Below are 25,617 nucleotides of genomic sequence, written 5' to 3' on the forward strand. Positions count from 1 at the left end.
TGCCGGTGGCGGGTCGGTTCGCCTCCGACGCGGCGTCGTGTCCGATTCGGTATGTGATGTCGGAGACTCGTCAGTCCCCGGCCAGCGCGTCGCGCAGGTAGGCGAGATCGTCGGCGATCCCCTCTGCAGGCGTCTCGAGAATCACCGGGGCGTCCGCGGTGGCGGCGACGGCGGTGAGCATCGCCGGGTCGATCGTGCCGGTGGCCAGGTTGGCGTGCCGGTCGCGGGCGGAGTCGAACTCGTCGCGCGAGTTGTTCAGGTGCACCAGGTCGATCCGGCCGGTGATGGCCTTGACGCGCTCGACGATGCCGAGCAGTTCCTCGCCCCCCGCCCACGCGTGGCAGGTGTCGAGGCAGAAACCGGCGCCGAACTCGCCGACGGCGTCCCACAGCCGTGCGATCGCGTCGAGGTGGCGGGCCATCGCGAAGTCGCCGCCCGCCGTGTTCTCGATGAGGATCGGCACCGGGAATCCGCCCTTGTCCTGCTGCCGTTCGAAGAGCTTGCGCCAGTTCGTGACACCGGCTGCCGGATCCTCACCGTCGCGGACATGACCACCGTGGACGACGAGACCGATCGCGCCGATCTCGGCGGCCGCCGCGGCCTGGTCCGCGACGGCCTTGCGTGACGGCATCCGTAGTCGGTTGTTGAGGCTGGCCACGTTGATGACGTACGACGAGTGCACGACGACGTCGATCGGGCTCTGCAGGATCTGTTCCGTCCGCGGATGCGGTTCGGGCTTGTCCCATGCCTGGGGGTCGGTGAGGAACAACTGGACGATGTCCGCACCGAGACGTTCGCCGGCCCCGATGGGGTCGGCGTCCTGCCGGACGTGGGCTCCGATCCGCATGCCGTCGAGCGTAGCGGCGAACCGGTCCCGATCAACGGGAAACACGACGTGACGATCGGCCGTACCTGGTTGTGTGTGCGACACATCGATTGCGGGAGATTGAAACCACATGGGCAAGTTGGAGGGAAAGGTCGCGCTCATCACGGGTGCCGGCCAGGGCGTCGGTCAGGGCGTCGCGTTCGCGCTCGCCAAGGAGGGCGCGCGAATCGCGGTGTCGGGGCGGACCGAGTCCAAGCTGATCGACACCTGTGAGGCGATCGCCGCGTTCCGCGGCGTCGCCGAACCGGTCGTCGCGGACGTGTCGGACGCGGAGGACATCGCACGTGCCGTCGACACGACCGCCGCGCTGTTCGGTGGCGTCGACATCCTGGTCAACAACGCCAGCCTCAATCCGTTGGGGCCGGTCAACGAACTGAGGCCGGACGTCCTCGAGCGGGCCTACACCTCCGGTCCGATCGCGGCGCTGCGGACGATGCAGGCCTGCTATCCGTACATGAAGGAACGGGGCGGTGGCGCGATCGTGAACATGGTGTCGTCCGTCGCCGTCCGGTGGGACGCGAGCGGGTACGGCGGGTACGCGTCCGTGAAGGAGGCGGTCCGCGCCCTCACCCGCGCGGCGGCGTGCGAGTGGGGTGTCGACAATATCCGCGTCAATGCGGTTGCACCGCACGCGATGTCGCCAGGTCTGCAGCGTTGGACCGAGGCGCGTCCGGAGGAGGCTGCCGCGTTCGTCGCGAGTATCCCGATGCGTCGGATCGGTGATCCCGAGACCGACATCGGCAATGCGGTCGCGTTCCTGGTCGGGCCGGACGCGAGATACCTGACGGGTGCGACGATCCCCCTCGACGGCGGTCAGGCCCGGTGGTCGTGAATCCCGCGTAGTTCGACGAAGCGGTCCGGGTGGCTCCCGGTGCGTGTGATGATGATCGGGTACCACGCATCGGGAGGACCCGGCCATGGCTGCGGAGTTCACGGGCAAGGTTTCGGTCGATATCCGGGATTCGACGCCGGACTGGGCGCCGTTCGCGGAACCTCGCGCGCCGGAGGGTGCCCCGAATGTCCTGTACCTGGTGTGGGACGACACGGGGATCGGTACGTGGGACTTCTACGGTGGCCTGGTCGAGATGCCGAATCTTCGGCGCATCGCCGAGCGTGGGGTGCTGCTCAGTCAGTTCCACACCACCGCGTTGTGCTCGCCGACGCGGGCGGCGTTGCTGACCGGACGGAACCCGACGTCGGTGGGAATGGCGACGATCGAGGAGTTCACCGACGGGTTCGCCAACGCGAGTGGTCGGATCCCCACGGACGCGGCGCTGCTGTCGGAGGTGCTGAGCGAACGCGGGTGGAACACCTACGCCGTCGGCAAGTGGCATCTGACTCCGTTGGAGGAGTCGAATCTTGCGGCTAACAAAAGAAATTGGCCGCTCTCGCGAGGATTCGAACGCTTCTACGGATTTCTCGGTGGTGAGGCGGACCAGTGGTATCCCAATCTCGTCTACGACAACCATCCGGTCACCCCGCCGTCGACGCCCGAGGACGGCTACCACCTGTCGAAGGACTTGGCGGACAAATCGATCGAGTTCATCCGCGACGCCAAGGTGATCGCGCCGGACAAGCCGTGGTTCCTCTACCTGTGCCCGGGTTGCGGGCATGCGCCGCATCACGTATCGAAGGAATGGTCCGATCGGTACGCCGGTCGGTTCGACATGGGCTACGAGCGGTACCGCGAGATCGTCCTCGACAACCAGAAGCGGCTCGGACTGGTTCCCGCGGACACCGAACTGTCGCAGATGAATCCGTACGCGGGCGAGGTGAGCGCGGACGGGGTGCCGTGGCCGGTGGGGGACACCGTCCGCCCGTGGGACGCGCTCGACGACGGCGAGCAGCGTCTGTTCTGCCGGATGGCGGAGGTGTTCGCCGGGTTCCAGAGCTACACCGACGCCCAGATCGGTCGTCTGCTCGACTATCTCGAGGATTCCGGGCAGCTCGACAACACGATCGTCGTGCTGCTGTCCGACAACGGCGCCAGCGGTGAGGGCGGCCCCAACGGCTCGGTGAACGAGTACAAGTTCTTCAACGGCTATCCGGACCGGGTCGAGGACGGTCTGGCGCAGATCGACGACCTGGGTGGTCCGGAGACGTACAACCATTACTGCACCGGGTGGGCGATGGCGTTCAACACCCCGTACAAACTGTTCAAACGGTACGCATCGCACGAGGGAGGGATCGCGGACCCGTGTGTCGTCTCGTGGCCGGACGGGATCGCCGCCCGCGGTGAGGTCCGCGACAACTACATCAACGTCTGCGACATCACGCCCACCGTGTACGAGCTGCTCGGTATCGATCCGCCGCTGCTGGTCGGCGGGGTGCCGCAGCGCCCGCTCGAGGGGGTGAGCTTCCGTCCCGTCCTCGCGGACCCGGATGCGGCGACCGGCAAGACGACCCAGTTCTATTCGATGCTCGGCACCCGTGGGATCTGGCACGACGGCTGGTTCGCGAACACCGTGCACCCGGCGGCTCCGTCCAACTGGGCGCACTTCGACGAGGACCGCTGGGAGCTGTTCCACATCGAGCGGGACCGCAGCCAGGTCCGCGACCTCGCGGCGGCGCGGCCCGACAAGCTCGACGAGATGCGCCGGCTGTGGTTCGACCAGGCCGCGAAGTACGACGGGTTACCTCTCAACGACCTCGACGTGCTGTCCGCGTTCCTGCGCTACCGTCCGTACCTGACGGGGGCGCGCGAGTCGTTCGTCTACTACCCGGACGCGGCCGAGGTGGGGCCGGGCGCTGCCCTCGAGATGCGGGGCCGCTCCTTCTCTGTGCTGGCAAACGTGCGAATCGAGGCCGACAGTCCCGTCGCGGTCGAAGGGGTCCTGTTCGCGCACGGCGGCAGGCTCGGGGGCCACACCCTGTTCGTCCAGGACGGGCACCTGAAGTACGTCTACAACTTCCTCGGGGAGGACGAGCAGCTCGTCGTCTCGTCGGAGCCGGTTTCCGCCGGCGCGCACGTGCTCGGAGTGCGCTTCGACCGGACCGGAGCGGCCGCCGATGGATTCACCCCCGTCGGGGACGTGACCCTGCACATCGACGACCGAGAGGTCGGTTCGCTCGGTGGCGTGCGGATCCAGCCGGCGATGTTCTCCGGGGTGGGCGAGGGAATCCGGGTGGGACGCGACACCGGGCAGTCGGTGTCACGGCTGTACCAGGCACCGTTCCGGTTCCGCGGGGGAACCGTCGCGACGGTGACCGCCGACGTCTCGGGCAGCGCGTATCTCGACCTCGAGCGGGAGATCGCTCGCGCCTTCTCCCACGACTGACATGCCATCCCTGGGTCGGGGGACAAGATCAGGGAAGTCCCCGATGGTTTTCCGTCACCCTCTCGGGTGAGGATGTTGGGCATGCCAACCGAAACCGAGATGCCCACCGAAACCACCGTTGCCGCACGGGCGGTCAACCTGACGAAGGTGTACGGGACGGGGGACACCCAGGTCCACGCCCTGGCCGGCGTGTCCGCGGAGTTCGCGCGGGGGGAGTTCACCGCCATCATGGGGCCGTCCGGCTCCGGCAAGTCGACGCTCATGCACTGCCTGGCCGGTCTCGACGCGGCGACGTCGGGTTCGGTGCTGATCGGTGCGACGGACCTGACCACCCTCTCGGACAAGCAGATGACGCAGCTGCGCCGGGACCGGATCGGGTTCGTCTTCCAGGCGTTCAACCTCGTGCCGACCCTCACCGCGCTCGAGAACATCACCCTGCCGCTCGACATCGCCGGCCGGAAGGCCGACCAGCAGTGGCTCGACACCGTGATCGACCGGCTGGGTCTGCGCGATCGCCTCGACCACCGTCCCGGTGAGCTCTCCGGCGGCCAGCAGCAGCGTGTCGCGTGTGCGCGTGCCCTCGCCGGGCAGCCGGAGATCATCTTCGGTGACGAGCCGACCGGCAACCTGGATTCGCGCTCGTCGGGCGAGGTGCTGTCGATCCTGCGCGCCGCGGTCAACGAGTTCGACCAGACCGTCGTGATCGTCACGCACGACCCGCGGGCCGCGAGCTTCGCCGATCGGGTGGTGTTCCTCGCCGACGGGCAGATCGTCGACGAGTTGCGCGAGCCCACCGCGGAGTCGGTCCTGGACCGCATGAAGAACCTCGAGACGGTCTGACGCCATGGCAGTCACCAACTCCCCGATGCGCAAGGTCTCCCTGCGCAACCTCGCCGCGCACAAGGTGCGGCTGATCCTCACCGTGCTCTCGGTCGTGCTCGGCACGGCGTTCGTCGCGGGATCCTTCGTCTTCACCGACACCCTGCAGAAGACGTTCGACAGCATCATGGACGGCGGCGCCAAGGGTGTCGACGTGCGGGTGAGCCCTGTCGAGCAGGGCTCGAGCGGTGTCCCGATCGCGGACGTCGACACCATCCGCGCCGTCGACGGTGTCCGTGCCGTCGCGCCCGCTGTGGGCGGTCAGATCGTGGTTCTCGACTCGGCCGGCAAGCCCCTGCAGAACGGCGGCGCGCCCAGCATCGGGTCGTCGTACCTGCCGCCGGACCAGCAGCTCGGCGAGCCGGAGAAGTTCGTCGGCGGCACGCCTCCGCAGCAGGCGGGTCAGATCGCGCTCAACGAGAGCGCCGCGAAGCGGGCCGGACTGGCGGTCGGCGACCACACGCGCGTGTTGACCATGAGCGGCTGGAACGACGTCACGCTGTCGGGCATCTACGCCCCCGAGACCGACACCGGCGGGTACGTCGGTGCGCTGTTCACGGACGCGCAGGCGCGTCAGCTGTTCACCGATGGCAGCCACGTCGGCTACATCGACGTCGCCGGTACCGGTGTCTCTCAGGACGAGCTGCGTGACCGGATCGCGGCAGCGGTGCCCGATACCAAGGTCCAGACCGCCGACGAGGTCCGCGAGGAGACCAAGGACGAGGTGGGCAAGGCGCTCAGCTTCGTCAACTACTTCCTCCTGGCATTCGGCGCGATCGCGCTGCTGGTCGGCACCTTCATCATCTACAACACCTTCTCGATGATCGTCGCGCAGCGCCTGCGCGAACTCGCGCTGCTGCGGGCGATCGGCGCCAGCCGCAAGCAGGTGGGCCGGTCGGTGGTCTTCGAGGCACTCGTCGTCGGCGTGATCGGCAGCGCACTCGGCATCGCGGCCGGCGTCGGCCTCGCGTACGGTCTGCGCGGTCTGCTCAACGCGTTCGACCTGGGCCTGCCCGAGGGGCCGCTGCAGATCGAGCCGCGCACGATCATCGTGGCGCTCGTGCTCGGTGTGCTCGTGACGGTCGTCAGCGCCTACGCGCCGGCCCGCCGCGCGTCGAAGGTGCCCCCGGTCGCGGCCATGCGCGAGGAGTTCGCGTCCACCGGCGACACCCTGAAGGTGCGCACCCTGATCGGTGCGATCGCCGGCGTGCTCGGTCTCCTCGCGCTGGTCGTCGGCGCCCAGTCCACCGGTGGCGGTGCGGCGGCGATCGTCGGACTGGGGGCACTCGCGCTCGTCCTTGCAGTGTTGCTGGCCGCGCCGGCGCTGTCCCGGCCGGTCGTCGGTGCCCTCGGCGCGGTGTTCGCCAAGCCGTTCGGCCCGGTGGGACGACTGGCCCGCACCAACGCGGTGCGCAACCCCAAGCGCACGGCCGCGACGGCGTTCGCGCTGACCCTCGGCCTGATGCTGGTGTCGGTGATCGGGGTGTTCGGTGCGTCCGCCAAGTCGAGCGTGAACGCGCTCGTCGACAAGGGCGTCGAGGCCGACTTCGTGCTCACCGGACCGCAGGGCATCGGTGTCCCGGCGGGCGCGGCGGCAGCCGCGGCCCAGGTGACCGGGGTCGAGGAGGCCGTCTCGCTCCACGGCGTCGCCGTGAAGATCGACGACAAGGACGTGTTCGGCACGGCGCTGAGCGGTTCTCCCGACGGCGTGCTCGACTACACGATGAAGGAGGGCACCACCTCCATCGCCGGCACCGACATGCTGGTCAGCGAGTCCGAGGCCACCGATCACGGTTGGAAGCTGGGCACGCCGGTCACGCTCACCGACCGCGACGGCGAGCAGGTCACCACGACAGTCACCGGCATCTACGCCGACAACCAGTTGCTCGGCCCGTGGGTCATCTCCGACCAGGTGTACCAGCAGGTGACGCCGCTGAGCATGCGCACCGAGTGGGCTGTGCTGGTCAAGGCGGCGCCGGGCACGAACATGACCATGATGGCGACCGACCTCGCGACCGCGACCGACCCGTTCGTCGTGGTGCAGGTCCAGGACCGGGAGCAGTTCAAGGGCACCCAGGGCCAGCAGATCGACATGCTGCTCGCCGTGCTGTACGGCCTGCTCGCGCTCGCGGTCGTCATCGCGATCCTCGGCATCGTCAACACCCTCGCCCTCTCGGTCGTCGAACGGCGGCGTGAGATCGGCATGCTCCGGGCGGTCGGTATGCAGCGGGCCCAGGTGCGGCGCACCATCTATCTCGAGTCGGTGCTGATCGCGGTGTTCGGCGCCATCGTCGGCGTGGTGCTCGGCGTGGTCTTCGGCTGGGGCTTCGTGCGGACGCTCGCCGATCAGGGCCTCGACCAGATCTCGGTCCCGTGGGGCCAGGTGCTGGCCATGCTGATCGGGTCCGCGGTCGTCGGCGTCCTCGCGGCCCTGTGGCCGGCGAGCCGTGCGGCGCGGACCAAGCCGCTCGAGGCCATCGCCGACATGTAGGGGTGATGCTCCGGGGACGGTACCGCCGCGGCCCGACGCCGCGGCGGTACCGTCGTCACGATGAGCAACCTGCAGGACATCGGTGAACGCGACGGCTGGCGCTGCTGGCTGTGCGACGAGCCCGTCGATCCGGACATGTCGGTGAACGATCCGCGTGGGCCGAGCGTCGACGGCATCAGTACCGCGAAGAAGAGCAAGGGCAAGTCGGTTCAGGAACGCCTTGCGCATCGCGCGTGCAATACGAAAAAGGGCGCCGTCAAGCCCGTCGTGCCCTGGCCCGACGAGTTGTTCGTCGTCGATCCGGCGCCGATCATCGGTGTCGTCGAACAGCTGGGCCGCAAGGGCGGCCGGGTTGCGGTGGCCCGCTGTCCGGGTGAATCGGACGCCACCGCCGCCGGGGAGTGGCTGCTCGACCGGCTCTCGCGGCTGGCACCGGATCTGGCGCTGACGACCCGGGTGGATGCGGGCGGCGGCGGATATCTCCTGGTCCTGGAGACGCGCTAGGAGCCGAGCAAAGCCGCCGTTCGTCGCGCCCGAGGGAGTAGCGTTCGGATCGAGGACCATTGAGATCCGTGCGCGTGAAGGGAACCGTCGATGAACCTGGCCCTGACCGCGGAGGAGCGCGCGTTCCGGGAGGAGATGCGGACCTTCTTCCGCACCGAGATCCCCGGGGAGATCCGCGAGCGGGTGGCGTCGGGTGCACAGATCGGCCGCGACGATTTCGTCGCGACGCAGCGCATCCTCAACGCGGCGGGCCTCGCGGTGCCGCACTGGCCGGTCCGGTGGGGCGGCCGGGACTGGACGGCGGTGCAGCGGCACATCTGGCTCGACGAGATGCAGTTGGCCGCGGTGCCGGAACCGCTCGCGTTCAACGCGAACATGGTCGGTCCGGTGATCGCGACGTTCGGGTCGGAAGAGCAGAAGGAACGGTTCCTGCCGCCGACCGCCAACCTCGACATCTGGTGGTGTCAGGGGTTTTCCGAACCCGGGGCCGGATCCGACCTCGCGTCGCTGCAGACCCGTGCGGTGCGCGACGGCGACCGCTACGTCGTCAACGGGCAGAAGACCTGGACGACGCTGGCGCAGTACGCCGACTGGATCTTCTGTCTCGTCCGCACCGACCCGGACGCCCCGAAGAAGCAGGCGGGGATCTCGTTCCTGCTCGTCGACCTCACGTCGCCGGGCGTCACGGTCCGGCCGATCCGGTTGATCGACGGCAGTTACGAGGTCAACGAGGTGTTCTTCGACGACGTCCACGTTCCCGCCGAGAACCTGGTCGGCGAGGAGAACGCCGGGTGGAGTTACGCGAAGTTCCTGCTCGGCAACGAACGCACGGGCGTCACGGGGGTGGGCCGCGCCAAGGTCAGGTTGGCGCGGGCGAAGGAACACGCGGCGCGCACCTCCCTCGGACCGGGCAGCCTTCTCGACGATCCGTTGTTCGCGGCCCGTGTCGCCGAACTCGAGAACGAACTGCTCGCGCTCGAACTGACACAACTGCGCGTGGTGGCGGCCTCGGCCCACGGCAAACCCGACCCCGCGTCGTCGCTGCTGAAGCTGCGCGGCTCGGAACTGCAGCAGGCCGCGACCGAACTTCTCGTCGATGTGGCCGGTCCGGACTCGTTGCCGTTCGAGGCCGGGCCCGACATCGAGACACCGTCCTGGGCGCAGCGCGCGGCGCCGACCTACCTCAACTACCGGAAGGTGTCCATCTACAGCGGGTCGAGCGAGGTGCAGCGCAGCATCATCGCGTCCTCGATCCTCGGACTGTGAGGAGGGGCATGGACTTCGAACTCGACGAGGAACAGAAGCTGTTGCGGGACACCGCGAGAAGCCTGCTAGACCGCAGTTACGACCAGGAGACCCTCGCCGCGGTGAAGGCGTCGCCGCGGGGGTGGAGCGAGGACGTGTGGCGTCGGCTGGCGGAGACCGGGCTGCTCGGACTCGGGTTCGCCGACGAGGACGGCGGATCGGGTGCCGGGCCGGTCGAGGTCGGGCTGGTGATGACGGAGTTGGGGCGGCGCCTCGCACCCGAACCGGTGCTCGATGCGGTCGTGGTGCCCGGCGCCGTGATCGCGGACGTGGGCAGCGAGGTGCAGCGGCGGAAGATCCTTCCCATCGTCACCGACGGTGGCATGCTGCTGGCCTTCGCGCATGCCGAGCCAGGGTCCCGTTGGCCGGCAGTCGAGGTGAACACTCGCGCTGTGCGGCAAGGAGATTCGTGGACGGTGACCGGAACCAAGAATCCGGTCCCGCACGGCGACTGCGCCGACACGCTCGTCGTCTCGGCGTCGCTCCCGGAGGTTGGGGTCGGTCTGTTCCTCGTGGGTGCGGGCGGCCCCGGTGTGACCCGGCGACGCTACGCCACCCACGACGGTCTGCGGGCCGCCCAGATCGAGTTGCGCGACGTCGCTGCGGAACCGCTGGGTGATGGCGGGGACGCCGTCGTTGCGATCCGGGCGGCGCAGGTCCGCGCGCAGGCCGCTCTGTGTGCCGAGGCCGTGGGCGCGATGGAGGAGGCGTTGCGGCTGACTACCGAATACCTTCGCACCCGAAGAAAGTTCGGCGTTCCGCTGGCCAGCTTTCAGACGCTCACGCAGCGCGCCGCCGACATGTACGTGTCGTTGGAGTTGGCGCGGAGCATGAGCCTGTACGTGACGATGTCGCTGGCGGACGGCGTGGTCGATCCCGTGGTCGCGTCGCGCGCGAAGCTGCGGATCGGCAGGTCGGCGCGGCACATCGGGCAGGAGGCGATACAGATGCACGGCGGTATCGGCATGACCGCCGAGTATGCGGTGGGCCACTACGTTTCCCGGCTGACCGCGATCGAGCACACGCTCGGTTCGGCCGACGACCACCTGCGGGTTCTCGCGGCCGACGTCGCCGGGCACGACATGGTCGAGGTCGCAGAGTAGCCGTGCCCGCGGGACGGCGTGAAGGGAGCAAGGTGGTGGCGAGCGACATCGCGTTCACGGTCCTGGGTCCCGTCGCGGCCACCCGGGCCGGCCGCCAGATCGTGCTCGACCAGCAGCAGAGGGCACTGCTCGCCGCGCTGTTGGTGGCCTACCCGCATTCGGTCGACATCGAGCGGTTGCGCGCCCAGGTCCGGTACACGCGTGCGGCCGCGGCGGGGAACGGCCAGGCCGGAAGCGGACCCGACCCCCTCGAACAGGCGCTCGAGGGACTCCGTGGTCGACTCGACGACGGGGGCGCCGCGGACAGTGTCCTGGTGCGGGATGGCACGCGATATCAGCTGGTCGTGCCCCGCGACGCGGTCGACTCGGCGCGGTTCGTCGACGAGGTCCGTCGGGGCGACGCGATGCTGCGGCATGCCCCGGACACGGCCGCAGACGCCTACCGCGAGGGACTGCGCCAGTGGCGCGGCCTCGCGTACGAGGGCCTCCCGGTGTCCGCGTTCGCCGACACCGTCTTCATCGAGTCCGACGTGGCGCGGCTGACGGAACGCCGGTTCGAGGCGCGGATCTCGCTGGCGCGGGCGGAACTCGAGGCCGGCTCCCCGGCGTCGGCCGCGGTGGAGGCCGAGGCCGTTCTGGCGGACCATCCTCTCGACGAACGCGCCTGGGAGTTGTTGACGCTGGGGCTCAGTCGATCCGACCAGCAGGCGCACGCCCTGGCGGCGCTCCGGCGGTGCCGCGCCATCTTCGACGACCGCCTCGGGTGCGAGATCGGGGCCGGCCTCCGGCGCATCGAGACGGCCCTCATGACGCACGACAGTGTCTATCTCGAATCGGCGCAGCTCTCGCCGCCGCTCGAGGTGCCGAACTCGAATCTGATCCAGCCCCGGACCCGGCTGGTCGACCGTGAACACGACGTCTCGGCGGTCATGCAGTTGCTCGACGAGCGCCGGCTCGTCACGCTCGTCGGTCCGAGCGGGGTGGGCAAGACGCGACTGGCGGTCGAAGTGTGTCGGAGAGTTCAGGCTCCGGACGGACCGTGGATCGTCGATCTCACGAAAGTCAGTGACGGTGCCCTGATTCCGTCGACGATCGCAACGTTGCTGGCGCTGCCGGGCGTCGGCTCGCCGACGCATCTTGCGGAGACCATGGCAGCCAGGTCCTGTGTCCTCGTGCTGGACAACTGCAAGCACGTCGCCGACTACACGGCGGACGTCGCCCGGGCGGTCCTCGCACGCTGCCCGGACGTCCGGTTGATCGTGACGGGACGGGTGCCGCTCGGTGTCGTGGGTGAGGGCGTCCACGAGGTCGAGCCGTTGTCGGTGGACCGCGCTGCCATAGAACTCTTCTCCGAACGCTCCGTCGGCGTCAGTGCCACTTGGACGCTCAATGCGAAGAATCAGAGTGCGGTGCAGGCGATCTGCCGGGAGGTCGACGGGCTGCCGCTCGGTATCGAGTTGGCGGCGGCGCAACTGCGCTACGTGAACGAGGAGGCGATCGCCGACGGCCTCGCGGAGCGCTTCACACTGCTGCACGGGGACCCGGCGCCGGCGATCGGGCCGCGTGGGCGGACGTGGGACATCGTGGACTGGGCCAACCGATTGATGTCGGGCGGCGAGGCCCGCCTGTTGCGGCGGATCGCGGTGTTCGCGGGCTCGTTCGACGTGGAGGGTGCGACCGCGATGTGCGTGTTGGGTTCCACGACACAGGTTTCCGCGGTGCTCACCGCGCTGGTGCGCCGGGGGCTGCTCCGGGTGGTGCCGGGGTCCTCACCGACCCGCTATCGGATGTTGGCGACGATCCGCCAGTTCGCGCGCGAGCAGGCCGACGACGCCGAGTCGATCGCAGTCCGCACGGCCCATCGCGATTTCGTGTTGGGGCGGGTCGAGTCGGTGTCGGCGGCGCTGCGCAGCTCCCGTGGTCGGCAGGCGATGAGGCTCCTCGCCGCGGATCAGGCGGAGCATCGCGCGGCGCTGGAGTCGGCGTTCGCGGTGGACGACGCTCATTACGCGCTCGACCTGGCGGGTCGTCTGGCCTGGTTCTGGTATCGGACCGGGAACATCGGCGAGGGCCTGCAGTTCCTGCGGACCGCGTTGGATCTGGTGGCGGGGGACTGGCGCCCGCCCGAGCCGCGCGTGATGGCACGCGCCTTGGACGGCCTGGCGTCGCTGACATACCTGACGGGTGACGCCGCGAGCGCCGAGGACGCTGTCCGGCGGGGCGGGCAGTTGTGGTCGTCGATCGGCGACGTGGGGGAGGTGGCCCGCGACGAGGCGTGGCGCGCGCACTTCGTGGCGATGCAGGGACGGTCCGACGAGGCGGTCGACCTGGCCCGGCATGCCGTCGCCCTGGCCGTCGAGCACGACGCGGGATGGATCGAGGCCGAGGCGCGGATGGTGCTCGGCATGCTGCTGCGCGCGGTCGGGCAGGCCGCGGAGGCGAGGGTCGAACTGCGGGAGGCCATCCGTGCGGGTGAGCGGTACGGGCACCGCTGGGCGGTGACGTCGTCGACGTGGGCGCTGATGAAGGCCGCGGCCGACACCGGGGACGTGGAGGGCGCGCTGGCGACGATGCGGGTGCTGCGGGCCGACCTCGAGGAGGAACCCGACGTCATCTCCTGGCTGGTGATGATCCACTCGACCGCCGCCGTGCTGGCCGGCGCGGGACGCCCGACGGACGGTGCCGTGCTGATGGGCGCCGTGGACGCGCTCGGCGCGCAGGCAGGATTCCTGCCGGCGTGGATCGACGCGGTGGACGGTCCGATCGAGGCCGCCGTCGTCCACGACGCCCTCGACGACGAGGAGTACGAGCAGTACGCCTCCCAGGGCGCCCATCTCACCCGCGAGCAGGTCAACCGGCTGGTCGGCGAGCTGGTCGAGGGGCCGGTCGTCGAACCTCACTGACTCTGCGGACGCACCCACTCGAAAGCGTGTGCCGCCGAACGGCTTCCCTCCGCAGTGCGGGACCGGTTGGGCTCGCCCAGTTCCGCGAGCATGGGTGCCGCGATGTCGACGAGCGCGGTCAGGGTCTCGGGTGTGAGCCAGTCCGGCCGGGTCGCGAACGCAATGTCCTCGGTCGAGGTGTTCCCGCTGGCGCCCGGAGCGAACGGGCAGCCACCGAGCCCGCCGAGGGAACCGTCGACGACGGTCGCGCCGGCGCCGATCGCGGCGAGCGTGTTCGCGACGCCGAGCCCCCACGTGTCGTGCCCGTGGAAGACGATGCGGCGCTGCGGTGACTCCGCCGCGACGCGGGCGACCAGTGCGGCCACCTGCGCCGGCACGGCCTGGCCGAGGGTGTCGGCGAGCACGATGTCGTCGGCGCCGTCGCTCCGCGGGTCGTTCGCGATCGCCAACACCCTGTCGTCGGGCACCTCGCCCTCGAACGGGCACGTGAACGACGTGGCGATGCACAGCTGGATGCTGCCACCGACGGATCGGGCGATCTCGATGGCCGTCGGCATCGCGGCGAGGCTGTCGTCGGTGGGGCGTCCGATGTTGGCTCGGTTGTGCGAATCCGATGCCGAGAAGCAGTACTGGAAGTTGCGGGCGCCCGCGGCCGCCGCCTTCTCGACGTGGCGCGGGGTGGCTACCCACACCCAGCAGCGGTCCAGTTCGTCGGGGGTCAGTTCCCCGATCACCTCGAGCGTGTTCGCCATCGGCGGCACCAGGTCCGGTCGGGCCATCGAGCCCACCTCGAGTTCGGGAACGCCGAGCGCCAGCAGGCCGCGGGCGATCTCGAGCTTGCGGTCGGTCGACAGCGGCTTGCCGGTGAGCTGGAGCCCGTCGCGCAACGTGACATCACGCAGAATCGACTGCGGTGCAAAGGAATAGGTCATCACGCCTCCGTCTCGGTGATGATCCGGTCGATGTCGGCGTCGGACTTGCCCAGCACTGACGCGAGCACCTCGCGGGTGTGCACGCCCAGGTCCGGGCCGATGTGGTCGATCGGCAGCGACTTGTCGCCGATCACCGGCACGATCCCGGGGAAGCCCACGGGTTTCGCAGACGTGTCGCCTGTATCCACCCAGAACGTCTGAATCATGTTACGGGCGTTGTACTGTTCGTCCTCGACGATGTCGGCGGCGGTGTAGATCGGGCCGGACGGGACGTTCGCCGCATCGAGGATCCGCAGCGCGTCGTCGCGGGTGTGCCGCGACGTCCAGGCGCCGATCGCGGCATCGAGTTCGTCGCGGCGCGCCCACCTGCCGGCGTTGGTCTGCAACTCCTCGTCCGCCGCGAGGTCCGGGCGTTCGATGGTTTCCATGTAGCGCTGGAAGATCGCGTCCCCGTTGCCCGAGATGATGATGCTGGTGCCGTCGCTGCACGGGTACGCATTGGACGGGGCGATGCCCTCCATGCGACCCCCGACGCGCTCGCGCTGGACCCCGTACGCCAGGTAGTCGGGGACGAGCGATTCCATCATCGACATGATCGACTCGTTGAGGGCGACGTCGATGATCCGCTGCGACAGCGCGAGCGGCTGCCCGTCGCGCGACTTGCGTTGGTAGAGCGCCATCACCGAGCCGAACGCGGCGTACAGACCGGCGATCGAGTCGCCGATCGACACGCCCACCCGCACCGGCGGCCGGTCCGGGTCGCCGACCAGTTCGCGGAAGCCGCCGAGGGCCTCGGCCACGGCCGCGAAACCGGGCCGCTCGGCGAGCGGGCCGGTTTGCCCGAACGCCGAGATCCGCGTGATCACGAGCTCCGGGTTGACGGCGTTCAGCTGCTCGGGGCCGATGCCCCACTTCTCGAGCGTGCCGGGGCGGAAGTTCTCCAGCAGAATGTCGCACTCCGCGGCCAGGTCGAGCACGAGGCGGCGGCCCTCGTCCGACCGCAGGTCGAGCACGATGGACTTCTTGTTCCGGTTGATCGTGCGGTAGAGCATGGACGTGCTGCCCGAGTAGAGGCGCCAGTTGCGCAGTTCGTCACCGGTGCGCGGCCGTTCGACTTTGATCACCTCGGCGCCGAAGTCGGCGAGCAGCCGACCCGCGGTGGGGGCGGCGATGTAGTTGCCGAGTTCGAGGACGCGCACACCGTCGAGGGGGCGCGTCGGGATGTCCTGCGTCATGCCTCGATTGAATCAGTTTCCGCGGCGCCGTGGTTTCCCGTCCATCGGGAAGTGACATGCACGGACGCCCGCGCCTACGGTGTGCTGGATGAGACGTGAGCCACACTCGGCGTGTGGTCGCCCGACGACGGATGGAGTGCATGGTGGGTCTGAGTTCGGATCGGATCGTGGTGGTCACCGGAGCGAGCCGCGGTGCCGGCAAGGGCATCGCCCTCGCCCTGGGCGAGACCGGCGCGAAGGTGTACGTGACCGGACGGTCCAAGACCGAGGGTGACGCCCCGCTGCCGGGCACGGTGTTCTCGACCGCGGAGGAGATCACCCGGCGTGGCGGCACCGGCGTCCCCGTCGTCCTGGACCACAGCGACGACGCGCAGGTGGAGGCGTTCTTCGCGCGGCTGCGCGAGGAGCACGGCCGCCTGGACATCCTCGTCAACAACGCCCTGGCGGTGCCGGACGCACTGACCATGAAGGGCCCGTTCTGGGAGAAGCCGCTCTCGCTGCTCGATCTGTTCGACGTCGGCATGCGCTCGAGCTACATCTCGAGCTACTACGCGGCCCCGCTGCTCGCGGCGAACGGCGAGGGTCTGGTCGTGAACACGTCGTCGTTCGGCGGCACGTGCTACATGCACGGTCCCGCCTACGGCGCCGGCAAGGCCGCGGTGGACAAGATGGCCCACGACATGGCCGTCGACTTCCGTCCCTTCAACGTCGCGGTCGTCTCGCTGTGGATGGGACTGCTCATGACCGAGCGCACCAAGGCCGGGTTCGATGCGAACCCCGGTGCCTACGACGGTCTGGCGGCGACCGCGGAGTCGATGGAGTTTCCGGGCCGCGTCATCGACGCTCTTGCCCGCGACCCCGAACTGATGAAGCGCAGCGGTCAGGTCCTGGTCGGTGCCGAGGTGGCGGAGGAACTTGGCGTCAAGGACCTCGAGGGGAAGCAGCCGCCGTCGCACCGGCCGTTCCTCGGCAATCCGCCGGTGTTCTCCGACGCTGTCATCGACTGACGACGCCCGCGAATTCTGGAACAGTGGTGTGGTAGAGCGCTCCCTGAGGAGGCACCATGCCCGCTCCCGACCCCGCCACGGCCGAGCGCCGCGCGCGCATCAACGAACAGGTCCGCTGCTGGTGCGAGCGCGCGCGTCTCGACGGTCGGCACGCGCCGCTGTCGGACGCTGCGTCGCTGCTGATCGCCGCCGGCAGGGTCGACGCCTCGACCCGCGGAATCGTGGCGGCCCGCCGGCGGGCGGGGCGGACCCTGCCGTCGATCGGCGGCTTCGGTGCTCTGCGCCTGTTGGCCGACGAGCATGCCCGGATCTTGCGGAAGGCCGCGTCGCTGCGGCCGGGGCCGGTGCAGTTGGCGTACCGGTACCGGGCTGCTGAACTGGGCAAGCGGCTCGACGGCCTGCGAACGGCGACGACGATGTCGAACGCGCACTACGCGGGCGGGGTCCGGGCCATCCGCCGGGACCGCCGCGACGGGGTCCACCTCGACCCGGAGCAGCGCGACGCGCTGTTCGTCGCGCTGACGCGGACCCCGGCGCCGGTGCCGGAGTATCGACGCCACCTGCACGAGTTGCGCAACGCGATGCTCGAGGGCACGGCCTCTCGGGTGACGCGCGTGTCCGAGCACACGAGGGCGCACGAGGCGGGTCGCCGTGCCGCGGACGTGCTGGCGGCCGCGGTGACGCCCGACGACGACCGGTTCGCCGACCGCTACGACACGCTGCTGTTCCTGGCCGGAACGCTGTACGACCGGGTCGAGGGTTCGGCGGCGTGGCACTCGGAGCACTTCGCGGTGCAGCGGGCGCAGCTCGACCTCGCGGAGGAGCTGACCCAGATCGCCGTCGACACCGTCGCGCTGCACGGGATCGTCGGCGAACTCGACGGTGCGCTCGAGTCCACGCCGGAGGCCCGCGAGCACGTGGAGTCCCGCCGCGACGCACTCGCACCGGTGTGGGACCAGCTGGTGGAAAGGGTCGCCGCCCTCGCCCGGATCGGGGACCTGCTGGCGCATGCCGAGATCCAGCTCCGCGCAATGGAATCGATGCGGTGGGCGACCAGCCTCGATACCCGGATCGACGCGCTGATCGCCCGGTCGGGGAACCGGGAGTTGTCGGCCGAGAACACCCACCAGGTCGGCGATCAGCTCGGCGGGGTCGAGGAACTTATCGGGACGTACCGCAACACCCTCGGTGGCGACATCGCGGCGCTGACCTCGCGCGGGGTGCAGTAAGGGCTCAGGCCGAGCGAGCCTTCAACCGCTTCTAGAACCCGGGTTCGGAATCGTGCCCCACGGCGGCAGCGGTGCAAGCGCGTCCTTCGGCGACGTTCCCGTGGATGACATGGTGGTAGAGCGCAGTGGTCGGCACTGCCAGACGTATCGTCTCATCTTGACGATGTGAGAACCCCGTTCTATATTCGCTTCTGAATGAACCGTCGTATGGACTTCGTTCACGTGTGACGGCGCGGTACCCGTGCGGGGCGATCCGCCTCTTCCTTTCCGTCCCTGCTCGAGCAGGGTTGGCGTGCAGAGCTTGCTGCCGTAGCTGATCGGTGCCCACGGACGCCTTCCGAGATATCAACCGAGGAGATCCCATGACCAGGGTTGTCTACGCCCGAAGTGTTCACGACGATGCCGAGATCGATGCGTGTCTGGAGGTGCTGCGGGGTGGTCCGTTCGCGCTGAAGATCGGTAAGAATGTGGCCGAGATGGAGCGGCGGGTCGCCGATTTGTACGGCAAGAGGCTCGGACTGATGTGCAACTCGGGCTCGTCCGCGCTGTATCTTGCGTTGGAGTTGCTGGATCTGCCGAAGGGGTCGGAGGTCATCACCTCGCCGCTCACGTTCTCGACCGATGTCTCGCCGATCGTGCGTGGGGGCTGGGTTCCGGTGTTCGTGGACGTCGAGCCGGATACGTACAACGTCGACGCGTCGAAGATCGAGGAGTTGATCACCGACAAGACCAGGGCGATCCTGGTGCCGAACCTGGCGGGCAATGCGCCTGACTGGGACGCGATCCGGGAGATCGCGGACCGGCACGATCTGAAGGTCGTCGAGGATTCGTGCGACTGCATCGGAACGACGCTGCGTGGCACCAGGACCGGGTCACGCTCGGACATCACCGTCACGAGCTTCGCGATGGCGCACATCATCACGTGTGCGGGTAACGGTGGCATGGTGTGTCTCGACGACGAGAAGCTGCGGGACAAGGGTCTGATGCTGCGGCGGTGGGGGCGGCGTTCGGAGCCGCACCTGTTCGGCTCGGAGAAGACGGGCCGGGTGTTCCGTGAGGATCTCGACGGTGTCGCGTACGACAACGACTTCATCTTCGATGTTCTGCCGTGGAACTTCGAGCCGTCCGAGCTGGGTGCGGCGTTCGGTTTGGTGCAGCTGAGCAAGCTCGACGTCAACTACACGCGGCGGGCGCAGATCTTCGAGGCGTTCTCCGCGGCGTTCGGGGCGTATCCGTCGCTGTTCCGGCTGCCGAGGCAGCTCGAGGGGTTCCACACGGCGTGGCTGTGTTATCCGGTCACCGTTCGTGAGGATGCCGGCTTCACCCGGTCCGATCTGCAGGAGTCGCTCGAGGGTGCCGGTATCGACACGCGGACGGTGTGGAGCGGCAACGTCACCCGCCATCCGATGATGCGGGGCGTCGAGTACCGCATCCCGGAGGGTGGTCTGCCCTTCGCCGACGAGGTCTTCGAGCGTGGGATGTCGCTCGGCATGAGTCACGGGATGAGCGACGAGGAACTCGATCACGTCGTGGAGAGCATCCACGCCTTCGCCTCGAAGCACGCGCGCACAGCTGTAGCGCCGACGTAGGCGCCGGTGCGGGGCATGCAGCCGCCTTCCACGAGCCCTCGACTTCCGAGTCGGGGGCTCGTCGCGTTCTCACGCACCATCCATGCTGGAGTCGATAGGGCATCTATGGAACCTGGTTCTATATTTGCACACCCCGGCGCTCCTTGACTTTCGAGGAAGCCTCGCTAGTCTGAAGACAATCGGATAGAACACGGTTTCATATTGAACCCCTGTAAGGAGTGTCCATCGTGACGAACGAAACGCCGTACATTCTCATCTCCGCGGACAGTCATGCCGGTGCCGATCACGCCACCTACCGGTCGTACCTCGAGTCGAAGTGGCACGACGAGTTCGACACCTGGCGCGGCAAGTACAAGAACCCGTACCGTGACCTGGTCGACGACGGACGAAACCGCAACTGGGACAACGAACGTCGAATGCGTGAGACGCAGGGTGACGGCACCGTCGGCGAGGTGCTGTTCCCCAACACCGTGCCGCCGTTCTTCCCGAGCGCGGCAGTTCTCGCCGGCCCGCCGCGGGCGGAGGATTTCGAGAAGCGCCTTGCCGGCATCCGCGCCCACAACCGGTGGCTGAAGGACTTCTGCAACGACGCCCCCACTCAGCGGGCCGGTGTGGGGCAGGTGTTCCTCAACGACGTCGACGAGGCGATCGCGGACGTGAAGTGGATCAAGGACAACGGGCTGCGTGGCGGTATCCTGCTGCCGATCCTGGCGCCGGATGTCAAGTGGGTCAAGCCGCTGTACGACCCGGAGTACGACCGGTTGTGGGAGGTGTGTGAGGATCTCGGCGTTCCGGTGAACAGCCACGCCGGCACGGGTCTGCCGGACTACGGCCGCTACAAGACGTCCTCGTTGCTCTACATCAACGAGGTCGGGTTCTACTCGATGCGTCCGCTGGTGCAGATGATCCTCTCGGGTGTGTTCGAGCGGTTCCCGCGGCTGAAGTTCGCGGTCTCCGAGCAGGGGTGCGCGTGGGCGCCGGACTTGATGCGTCAGCTCGACACGGTGGACCTGCGGGTCAAACGGACCGGGCGGATCGGTGAGCTGTTCTACAGCGAGGACGAGCAGTTGCCGCTGCGTCCGAGCGAGTACTTCCGTCGCAACGTGTGGGTCGGTGCGACGATGCCGTCGGCGCAGGACATGGCCTCGCGCGGCACGCTCGGTGAGGGCAAGTTCATGTGGGGCAGCGACTACCCGCACAACGAGGGTACCTACCCGTTCACGCGTGAGTGCATCCGTCAGGTCATGCACGACGTCGAGGAGGGTGAGCTGCGGAAGCTGTTCGCGGAGAACGCCGCCGAGCTGTACGACTTCGATCTCGATGCGCTTGCCTCGCTGGCGGCGAAGTACGGTCCGACACCGTCGGAGGTGGCGCGGCCGCTGACCGAGCTGCCGGAGAACCCGAACGACGTGCTGCTGCGGGAGTCGTTCGCCGAGCAGCTCGAGGCGGAGCTCGGCGCATGAGCGTCCGGCTGCAGGGCCGCAGGGCGATCGTCACCGGCGCCAGCCGCGGGATCGGGGCGGGCATCGCGCAGCGGCTCGCGGCGGAGGGCGCGGCCGTCGCGATCGTCGCGCGGACGGTCGACGAACCCGATCGCAGAGCCGAGGGCACCCTCGCGAAGACCGCAGAGCTGATCCGCCGGGCAGGCGGCACGGCTGCGATCGTTCCGGCAGCGCTCGAGGATCCCGAGTCCCGTGGTCGGATCGTGGAGGAGGCCGAGCGGCAGCTCGGCGGTCCGATCGACATCCTCGTCAACAACGCCGCGGCGGCGATCTTCCAGCCGCTGCGGGACTACCCGGCGAAGCGGGCACACCTGAGCTTCGAAGTCAACGTGCATGCGCCGCTGGACCTGGCGCAGCGGGTGATTCCCGGCATGCGCTCGCGGGGGGAGGGCTGGATCGTCAACATCACCAGTGGCACCGCCCGGATCAGGCCCGTCGAGCCGCTCCCGGACGGCGCCACCGACCTGGACGCCGACATCCACGGCACCACGCTCTACGGCATGAGCAAGGCCGCTCAGGACCGGATGACGGCCGGCCTGGCAGCCGAGTTGAACGGCACCGGGATCCGGGTCAACGCCGTGCGCCCGCGTTCGGCGGTCGCGACGGCCGGTGCGCTGACGGTCGCGTCGAACATGGTCGGATCCGAGTGGTTCGTGCCGGAGTCCCTCGAGGAGATGGTCGAGGCGGTGACCTGGCTGTGCGACGCCGCACCGCACTACACCGGCCATGTCGAGGCCAGCCTGGACATCCTCGAACGTGAGAAGGTCACGGTTCACGGCCTGGACGGCAGGCCGATCGCGAAGGAGCAGAACGCATGACACCTTACGCCGGCATCCCGATCATCGACACGCACATCGGATTCCGCGAGGCCGGCCACGACGAGTACGCCTTCATCACGCGGCAGACGAAGGATCAGGAGAGTCGCGCCGAGTTCAGCATGCCGGCGCAGTACATGTTCAAGGGCGTGCCGGATCTCGCGACCGACGATCCGATCTCGGTGACGCTGCACGAGATGGACAAGCACGGCATCGAGATCGGCATGGTCAGCATGGCCAAGGAGTCCGGGCAGCGCGCCGTGCGGATGTTCCCGGACCGGTTCGTACCGCAGGGTTCCGCGGTCGACCCCAACGACATCATGGGCACGCTGAACCGGATGACGCGCGAGTACGAGGAATTCGGCATCCGGTCGGTGAGTTCGTTCGCGGCCGGCACCTTCCCGCAAGTGGCACTCAACGCGCCGCAGATGTATCCGATCTACGCCAAGTGCGTCGAGTTGGACATCCCGATCTTCGCGTGCGCGGGTATTGCCGGACCGCGGGTCAAGTCGTCGGTCCAGCACGTCGAGCTCATCGACGACGTGATGTTCGACTTCCCCGACCTGGTGTTCGTGACCCGCCACGGGTGCGAGCCGTGGGAGGACTTGGCGATCAAGCTGATGCTCAAATGGCCCAACCTGTATTACTCGACGTCGGCGTTCGCGCCCAAGCACTATCCGAAGGCGATCGTCGACTACGCGAACACCCGCGGCGCCGACAAGATCATCTACGCGGGCTACTTCCCGGCCGGGCTGAGCCTGGACCGCATCTTCGAGGACATGCCGCACGTGCCGTTCAAGGACGACGTGTGGGCCAAGTTCCTCCACGAGAACGCCCGCCGGGTACTGAAACTGAAAGGTTGATCGGATATGCCGATCGGTATCGGAGCAGACCACGACGCACTCGCCGACGCGCTCTCCAGATTCGCCGCGCGCGAGACACCCGTGGAACGCACCCGCACCCAGTTCTCGGAGCTCGGTCGGGGAGAGCTGCCGGAACACTGGAAGCAACTCGTGGACATGGGGATTCCGTCCCTGCACATCCCCGCGGTGTTCGACGGAGCCGGCGCGGGAATGCTGGAACTGGCCGTCGCGCTGGAACGGTCGGGTCACGGGCTGATCCCCGGTCCGCTGCTCGCAACGGTGACGGCGAGTGCGGTGGTCCAAGCGCACGGCACCGACGCCGTGCATCAGGCTCTGCTGCCGCGTTTCGCGGCGGGCGCGACCGGAGCGTGTGCCCTCGAACCGGGGACGGTCACACTCGAGGGCGACGGCGACGAGGTCGTCGCGTCGGGCACGACGGCGCCCGTTCTCGGCGCGGTCGGTGCGGACATCCTGGTGCTGGCCGGCCAGTGCGGTGAGAAACCGGTGTGGTTCGTGGTCCCGGCCCACACCTACGGCGTCAGCCGGACAGTTGAGGAAGGTGTCGACCTGACCCGGGACATCGGTCGGATCCACCTGTCCGAGGCCCGCATTCCCGCCGACCACATCCTCGGGGCGCTGCCCGAGGAGGTCAATGCGCTCGCCGTCGTGCTGCAGTGCGCCGAGGCCGTCGGCATCGCCCGGTGGGCGCAGGAGACGAGCCTCGCATACGCGAAGATTCGCGAGCAGTTCGGCCGGCCGATCGGATCGTTCCAGGCAATCAAGCACAAGTGCGCGCAGTTGTTCATCCGCGTCGAGGTGATGACCAGTGCCGTGTGGGACGCCGCGGCCGCCGCCGACAGCGGGGCCCGGGCACAGGCGGCGTTGACAGCCGCCCGCGCGGCTACCGTGTGCCGCCGCGAGGCCGTGGACATCGTCCTGGACTGCCTGACGCTGCTCGGCGGCATCGGCAACACGTGGGAGCATGACATCCACCTCTACTGGCGGCGGGCGGTGAGCCTGCTCGCTCTGGGCGGTTCACAAGACCAGTGGGCCCGGCGTGCCGGCGAACTCGCGTTGACGATCGAGCGGAACGCCGACCTCGGCGTCGAGGACCGTCCCGAGTTCCGAGCGCAGGTCGCCGCGGCGATCGCCGCGGCCGCGCAGCTGGATTCCGGGGCGGCGCGCACGCTGCTGGCCGAGCGGGGGCTCGTCTCCCCGCACTATCCCGAGCCGTACGGTCTCGGCGCAGACACTGTCGGTCAGCTCATCGTCGCTGAGGAGTTCGACCGCGCCGGGATGTCACAGCCCACGACCGTGATCGGGGAGTGGGCGCTTCCGTCGGTCCTCCAGTACGGCACTGAGGAGCAGACGAGGCGGTTGGTGGCCCCCACCCTGCGCGGCGAGATCGTGTGGTGCCAACTCTTCTCGGAGCCGGGCGCCGGATCCGATCTCGCGTCGCTGACGACGTTCGCCACCAAGGTCGACGGCGGCTGGCGCATCGACGGCAACAAGGTATGGAACTCCAGGGCGCACGAGGCGCACTGGGGCATCTGTCTGGCGCGCACCGACCGTGAGGCACCCAAGCATCGCGGCATCACCTTCTTCCTCGTCGACATGAGCGCGCCCGGTGTCGACGTGCGGCCGCTGCGGGAGGCCAACGGCGACAGCATGTTCAACGAGGTGGTCCTCGACGGAGTCTTCGTGCCGGACGCCGACCTGGTCGGCGCTCCGGGGGAGGGCTGGAAGGTGGCCCGCACGACGCTCGCGAACGAGCGGGTCGCGATGGGCAACACGCCGGTTGCGGGCGGGCACCGCTTCGATCCGATCGAGGTGGCCCGCACGCTGGACCCCCAGACCCGTCGAGACGCGCTGCCGGAGCTCGGACGGATCACCTCCACCACCGGCGCACTCGACGCGCTCGGGCACCGCAGCGTACTCAAACGGCTCTCGGGACTGAACCCCGGCGTCGAGGCGAGCGTGCTCAAGGCCGCGGCGGCGCGGCACATCACCGAGGCCGCGGCACAGGTGTTCGAGTGGTTCGGCTCCGAGTCTGCGGTCGGCAGCCTGGGCCCCGACGTGGTCGGGGGTGGCCGCGCGGCCAAGGCGTATCTGTCGACGCCGTCGCTACTGATCGGTGGCGGCACCCTCGAGATCCAGCTCAACGTCATCTCGGAACAGATCCTGGGACTGCCGAGGGAATCGCGGTGAGCACGCGATCCCTCGACGGCCGCACCGCCATAGTCACGGGGGCCGGCGAGGGGCTCGGGCGGGCCGAGGCTCTTGCGCTCGCTGCGGCCGGAGCGAATCTCGTGATCAACTCCCGCAGCGCGCGCATCGACGACGTGGCCGCCGAGATCCGCCGCGTGGGCGGGAAAGTCGTCACGTGCCGCGGGGACGTCGGCGAGCGCTCCACCGCCGATCGGCTCGTCGCACTCGCGCTCGAACGGTTCGGTGGGCTCGACATCCTCGTGAACAACGCGGGCATCATTCGGGATCGCATGGTGTTCAATATGTCCGACGAGGAATGGGACGAGGTTCTACGAGTCAACCTGCGGGGAACGTTCCTCACGACGCGGGCGGCCACCGAGCACTGGCGTCGTTCGGCCAAACAGACTGGTGCGCCGGTGTACGCGCGCATCGTGAACACGTCGTCGGAGGCGTACGCGTCCGGACCGCCGGGCGCCGCCAACTACGCGGCGTCGAAGGCTGGCGTCGTCGCGCTGACGATGTCGACGGCCCGCGGATGCGGAGCGTTCGGCGTGCGGGCCAACGCGATCTGTCCGCGCGCCCGGACCGAGATGACCAGCGAGGTTTTCGGCCCGCGACCCGAGACGGGGGCGGATCCCCTCTCCGTCGAGCACGTCGCACCGCTCGTCGTCTACCTAGCGTCGCCCGTGGCGGATTCGGTCACCGGCCGGGTCCTCGTCGCGTACGGTGATCGGATCGATGTGATGTCCGCGCCGACGGTCGAGACGAGCTTGCGGTCGGCATCGCGATGGAGCCAGGACGAACTGCACGACGTGCTGGGCGGGCATCTCGCCGCGACGTCACAGGCGACGGGCCAGGTGGTGGCAGGTGGCGACCGCTAGGCTGCAC

General features: G+C 68.8%; 19 protein-coding genes. 16 read left to right on the top strand and 3 right to left on the bottom strand.

Annotated elements, in window-relative coordinates; translation table 11 throughout:
* Window positions 1-70 precede the first annotated feature (70 nt).
* Entirely contained in the window at window positions 71-847 is a 777-nt protein-coding gene (locus ABTV10_RS08050) for a deoxyribonuclease IV (RefSeq protein ID WP_499033816.1), read from the bottom strand.
* A gap of 109 nt (window positions 848-956) precedes the next feature.
* Between ABTV10_RS08050 and ABTV10_RS08055 the strand changes: the two genes are divergently transcribed.
* The 8 genes from ABTV10_RS08055 (at window position 957) to ABTV10_RS08090 (ending at window position 13,349) form a co-directional block, all read left to right on the top strand.
* The gene (locus tag ABTV10_RS08055; RefSeq protein WP_499033818.1) at window positions 957-1,718 is read left to right on the top strand and encodes an SDR family NAD(P)-dependent oxidoreductase; all 762 of its coding nucleotides are present in this window, start codon (window positions 957-959) and stop codon (window positions 1,716-1,718) included.
* A gap of 85 nt (window positions 1,719-1,803) precedes the next feature.
* Window positions 1,804-4,164, top strand: a complete 2,361-nt coding sequence (locus ABTV10_RS08060) for a sulfatase-like hydrolase/transferase (RefSeq protein ID WP_499033821.1) — start codon at window positions 1,804-1,806, stop codon at window positions 4,162-4,164.
* A gap of 81 nt (window positions 4,165-4,245) precedes the next feature.
* Window positions 4,246-5,004: an ABC transporter ATP-binding protein gene (locus ABTV10_RS08065; RefSeq protein WP_499033824.1), complete on the top strand. Its 759-nt coding sequence runs from the start codon at window positions 4,246-4,248 to the stop codon at window positions 5,002-5,004.
* 4 nt (window positions 5,005-5,008) lie between these two features.
* Window positions 5,009-7,534 carry an ABC transporter permease gene (locus tag ABTV10_RS08070; protein ID WP_499033825.1) on the top strand — a complete coding sequence of 842 codons (2,526 nt, stop codon included), beginning with the start codon at window positions 5,009-5,011 and terminating at the stop codon, window positions 7,532-7,534.
* 60 nt (window positions 7,535-7,594) lie between these two features.
* On the top strand, window positions 7,595-8,038 hold the full coding sequence (locus tag ABTV10_RS08075) for a hypothetical protein (RefSeq protein WP_499033826.1): 444 nt from the start codon (window positions 7,595-7,597) through the stop codon (window positions 8,036-8,038).
* Between the two features lie 90 nt (window positions 8,039-8,128).
* On the top strand, window positions 8,129-9,304 hold the full coding sequence (locus ABTV10_RS08080) for an acyl-CoA dehydrogenase family protein (protein ID WP_499033827.1): 1,176 nt from the start codon (window positions 8,129-8,131) through the stop codon (window positions 9,302-9,304).
* 8 nt (window positions 9,305-9,312) lie between these two features.
* Window positions 9,313-10,446 carry an acyl-CoA dehydrogenase family protein gene (locus ABTV10_RS08085; protein WP_499033828.1) on the top strand — a complete coding sequence of 378 codons (1,134 nt, stop codon included), beginning with the start codon at window positions 9,313-9,315 and terminating at the stop codon, window positions 10,444-10,446.
* 35 nt (window positions 10,447-10,481) lie between these two features.
* The gene (locus ABTV10_RS08090; RefSeq protein WP_499033829.1) at window positions 10,482-13,349 is read left to right on the top strand and encodes an ATP-binding protein; all 2,868 of its coding nucleotides are present in this window, start codon (window positions 10,482-10,484) and stop codon (window positions 13,347-13,349) included.
* Here the strand turns inward: ABTV10_RS08090 and ABTV10_RS08095 are convergent.
* Together ABTV10_RS08095 and ABTV10_RS08100 are read right to left on the bottom strand one after the other, a co-directional pair.
* The gene (locus tag ABTV10_RS08095) at window positions 13,343-14,281 is read right to left on the bottom strand and encodes a hydroxymethylglutaryl-CoA lyase-like TIM-barrel protein (protein ID WP_499033830.1); all 939 of its coding nucleotides are present in this window, start codon (window positions 14,279-14,281) and stop codon (window positions 13,343-13,345) included. The two genes, ABTV10_RS08090 and ABTV10_RS08095, sit on opposite strands and share 7 nt — an antisense overlap.
* Window positions 14,281-15,516 carry a CaiB/BaiF CoA transferase family protein gene (locus tag ABTV10_RS08100; RefSeq protein ID WP_499033831.1) on the bottom strand — a complete coding sequence of 412 codons (1,236 nt, stop codon included), beginning with the start codon at window positions 15,514-15,516 and terminating at the stop codon, window positions 14,281-14,283. The genes ABTV10_RS08095 and ABTV10_RS08100 overlap by 1 nt, the downstream gene beginning before the upstream one ends.
* Before the next feature lie 140 nt (window positions 15,517-15,656).
* Here ABTV10_RS08100 and ABTV10_RS08105 point away from each other — a divergent pair, with 140 nt between their 5' ends.
* From ABTV10_RS08105 to ABTV10_RS08140, 8 genes are all read left to right on the top strand, one after another.
* Entirely contained in the window at window positions 15,657-16,523 is an 867-nt protein-coding gene (locus tag ABTV10_RS08105; RefSeq protein ID WP_499033833.1) for an SDR family NAD(P)-dependent oxidoreductase, read from the top strand.
* Between the two features lie 56 nt (window positions 16,524-16,579).
* Window positions 16,580-17,752 (top strand): hypothetical protein, encoded by a 1,173-nt coding sequence (locus tag ABTV10_RS08110; RefSeq protein ID WP_499033835.1) that lies wholly within the window; start codon window positions 16,580-16,582, stop codon window positions 17,750-17,752.
* A gap of 362 nt (window positions 17,753-18,114) precedes the next feature.
* On the top strand, window positions 18,115-19,341 hold the full coding sequence (locus ABTV10_RS08115; RefSeq protein ID WP_499033837.1) for a DegT/DnrJ/EryC1/StrS family aminotransferase: 1,227 nt from the start codon (window positions 18,115-18,117) through the stop codon (window positions 19,339-19,341).
* A 227-nt stretch (window positions 19,342-19,568) separates the two neighbouring features.
* Complete coding sequence (locus ABTV10_RS08120) at window positions 19,569-20,804, top strand: amidohydrolase family protein (protein ID WP_499033839.1); 1,236 nt, start codon at window positions 19,569-19,571, stop codon at window positions 20,802-20,804.
* On the top strand, window positions 20,801-21,661 hold the full coding sequence (locus ABTV10_RS08125; RefSeq protein WP_499033841.1) for an SDR family NAD(P)-dependent oxidoreductase: 861 nt from the start codon (window positions 20,801-20,803) through the stop codon (window positions 21,659-21,661). Before ABTV10_RS08120 ends, ABTV10_RS08125 begins: the two co-directional genes overlap by 4 nt.
* Entirely contained in the window at window positions 21,658-22,521 is an 864-nt protein-coding gene (locus ABTV10_RS08130; protein ID WP_499033842.1) for an amidohydrolase family protein, read from the top strand. The genes ABTV10_RS08125 and ABTV10_RS08130 overlap by 4 nt, the downstream gene beginning before the upstream one ends.
* 6 nt (window positions 22,522-22,527) lie before the next feature.
* On the top strand, window positions 22,528-24,729 hold the full coding sequence (locus tag ABTV10_RS08135; RefSeq protein ID WP_499033844.1) for an acyl-CoA dehydrogenase family protein: 2,202 nt from the start codon (window positions 22,528-22,530) through the stop codon (window positions 24,727-24,729).
* Window positions 24,726-25,610 carry an SDR family NAD(P)-dependent oxidoreductase gene (locus ABTV10_RS08140; RefSeq protein ID WP_499033845.1) on the top strand — a complete coding sequence of 295 codons (885 nt, stop codon included), beginning with the start codon at window positions 24,726-24,728 and terminating at the stop codon, window positions 25,608-25,610. Before ABTV10_RS08135 ends, ABTV10_RS08140 begins: the two co-directional genes overlap by 4 nt.
* Window positions 25,611-25,617: the final 7 nt, after the last annotated feature.

Origin of the sequence: Paraburkholderia sp. RHO2, from assembly GCF_050955445.1 — a bacterium.
GTDB lineage: Bacteria > Actinomycetota > Actinomycetes > Mycobacteriales > Mycobacteriaceae > Prescottella > Prescottella agglutinans_A.

Bases quoted from the DNA above. Each gene is read 5' to 3' on its own strand.
- ABTV10_RS08050 (WP_499033816.1), bottom strand. From the start codon at position 847: ATGCGGATCGGAGCCCACGTCCGGCAGGACGCCGACCCCATCGGGGCC.
- ABTV10_RS08055 (WP_499033818.1), top strand. From the start codon at position 957: ATGGGCAAGTTGGAGGGAAAGGTCGCGCTCATCACGGGTGCCGGCCAG.
- ABTV10_RS08060 (WP_499033821.1), top strand. From the start codon at position 1,804: ATGGCTGCGGAGTTCACGGGCAAGGTTTCGGTCGATATCCGGGATTCG.
- ABTV10_RS08065 (WP_499033824.1), top strand. From the start codon at position 4,246: ATGCCAACCGAAACCGAGATGCCCACCGAAACCACCGTTGCCGCACGG.
- ABTV10_RS08070 (WP_499033825.1), top strand. From the start codon at position 5,009: ATGGCAGTCACCAACTCCCCGATGCGCAAGGTCTCCCTGCGCAACCTC.
- ABTV10_RS08075 (WP_499033826.1), top strand. From the start codon at position 7,595: ATGAGCAACCTGCAGGACATCGGTGAACGCGACGGCTGGCGCTGCTGG.
- ABTV10_RS08080 (WP_499033827.1), top strand. From the start codon at position 8,129: ATGAACCTGGCCCTGACCGCGGAGGAGCGCGCGTTCCGGGAGGAGATG.
- ABTV10_RS08085 (WP_499033828.1), top strand. From the start codon at position 9,313: ATGGACTTCGAACTCGACGAGGAACAGAAGCTGTTGCGGGACACCGCG.
- ABTV10_RS08095 (WP_499033830.1), bottom strand. From the start codon at position 14,281: ATGACCTATTCCTTTGCACCGCAGTCGATTCTGCGTGATGTCACGTTG.
- ABTV10_RS08100 (WP_499033831.1), bottom strand. From the start codon at position 15,516: ATGACGCAGGACATCCCGACGCGCCCCCTCGACGGTGTGCGCGTCCTC.
- ABTV10_RS08105 (WP_499033833.1), top strand. From the start codon at position 15,657: ATGGTGGGTCTGAGTTCGGATCGGATCGTGGTGGTCACCGGAGCGAGC.
- ABTV10_RS08110 (WP_499033835.1), top strand. From the start codon at position 16,580: ATGCCCGCTCCCGACCCCGCCACGGCCGAGCGCCGCGCGCGCATCAAC.
- ABTV10_RS08115 (WP_499033837.1), top strand. From the start codon at position 18,115: ATGACCAGGGTTGTCTACGCCCGAAGTGTTCACGACGATGCCGAGATC.
- ABTV10_RS08125 (WP_499033841.1), top strand. From the start codon at position 20,801: ATGAGCGTCCGGCTGCAGGGCCGCAGGGCGATCGTCACCGGCGCCAGC.
- ABTV10_RS08130 (WP_499033842.1), top strand. From the start codon at position 21,658: ATGACACCTTACGCCGGCATCCCGATCATCGACACGCACATCGGATTC.
- ABTV10_RS08135 (WP_499033844.1), top strand. From the start codon at position 22,528: ATGCCGATCGGTATCGGAGCAGACCACGACGCACTCGCCGACGCGCTC.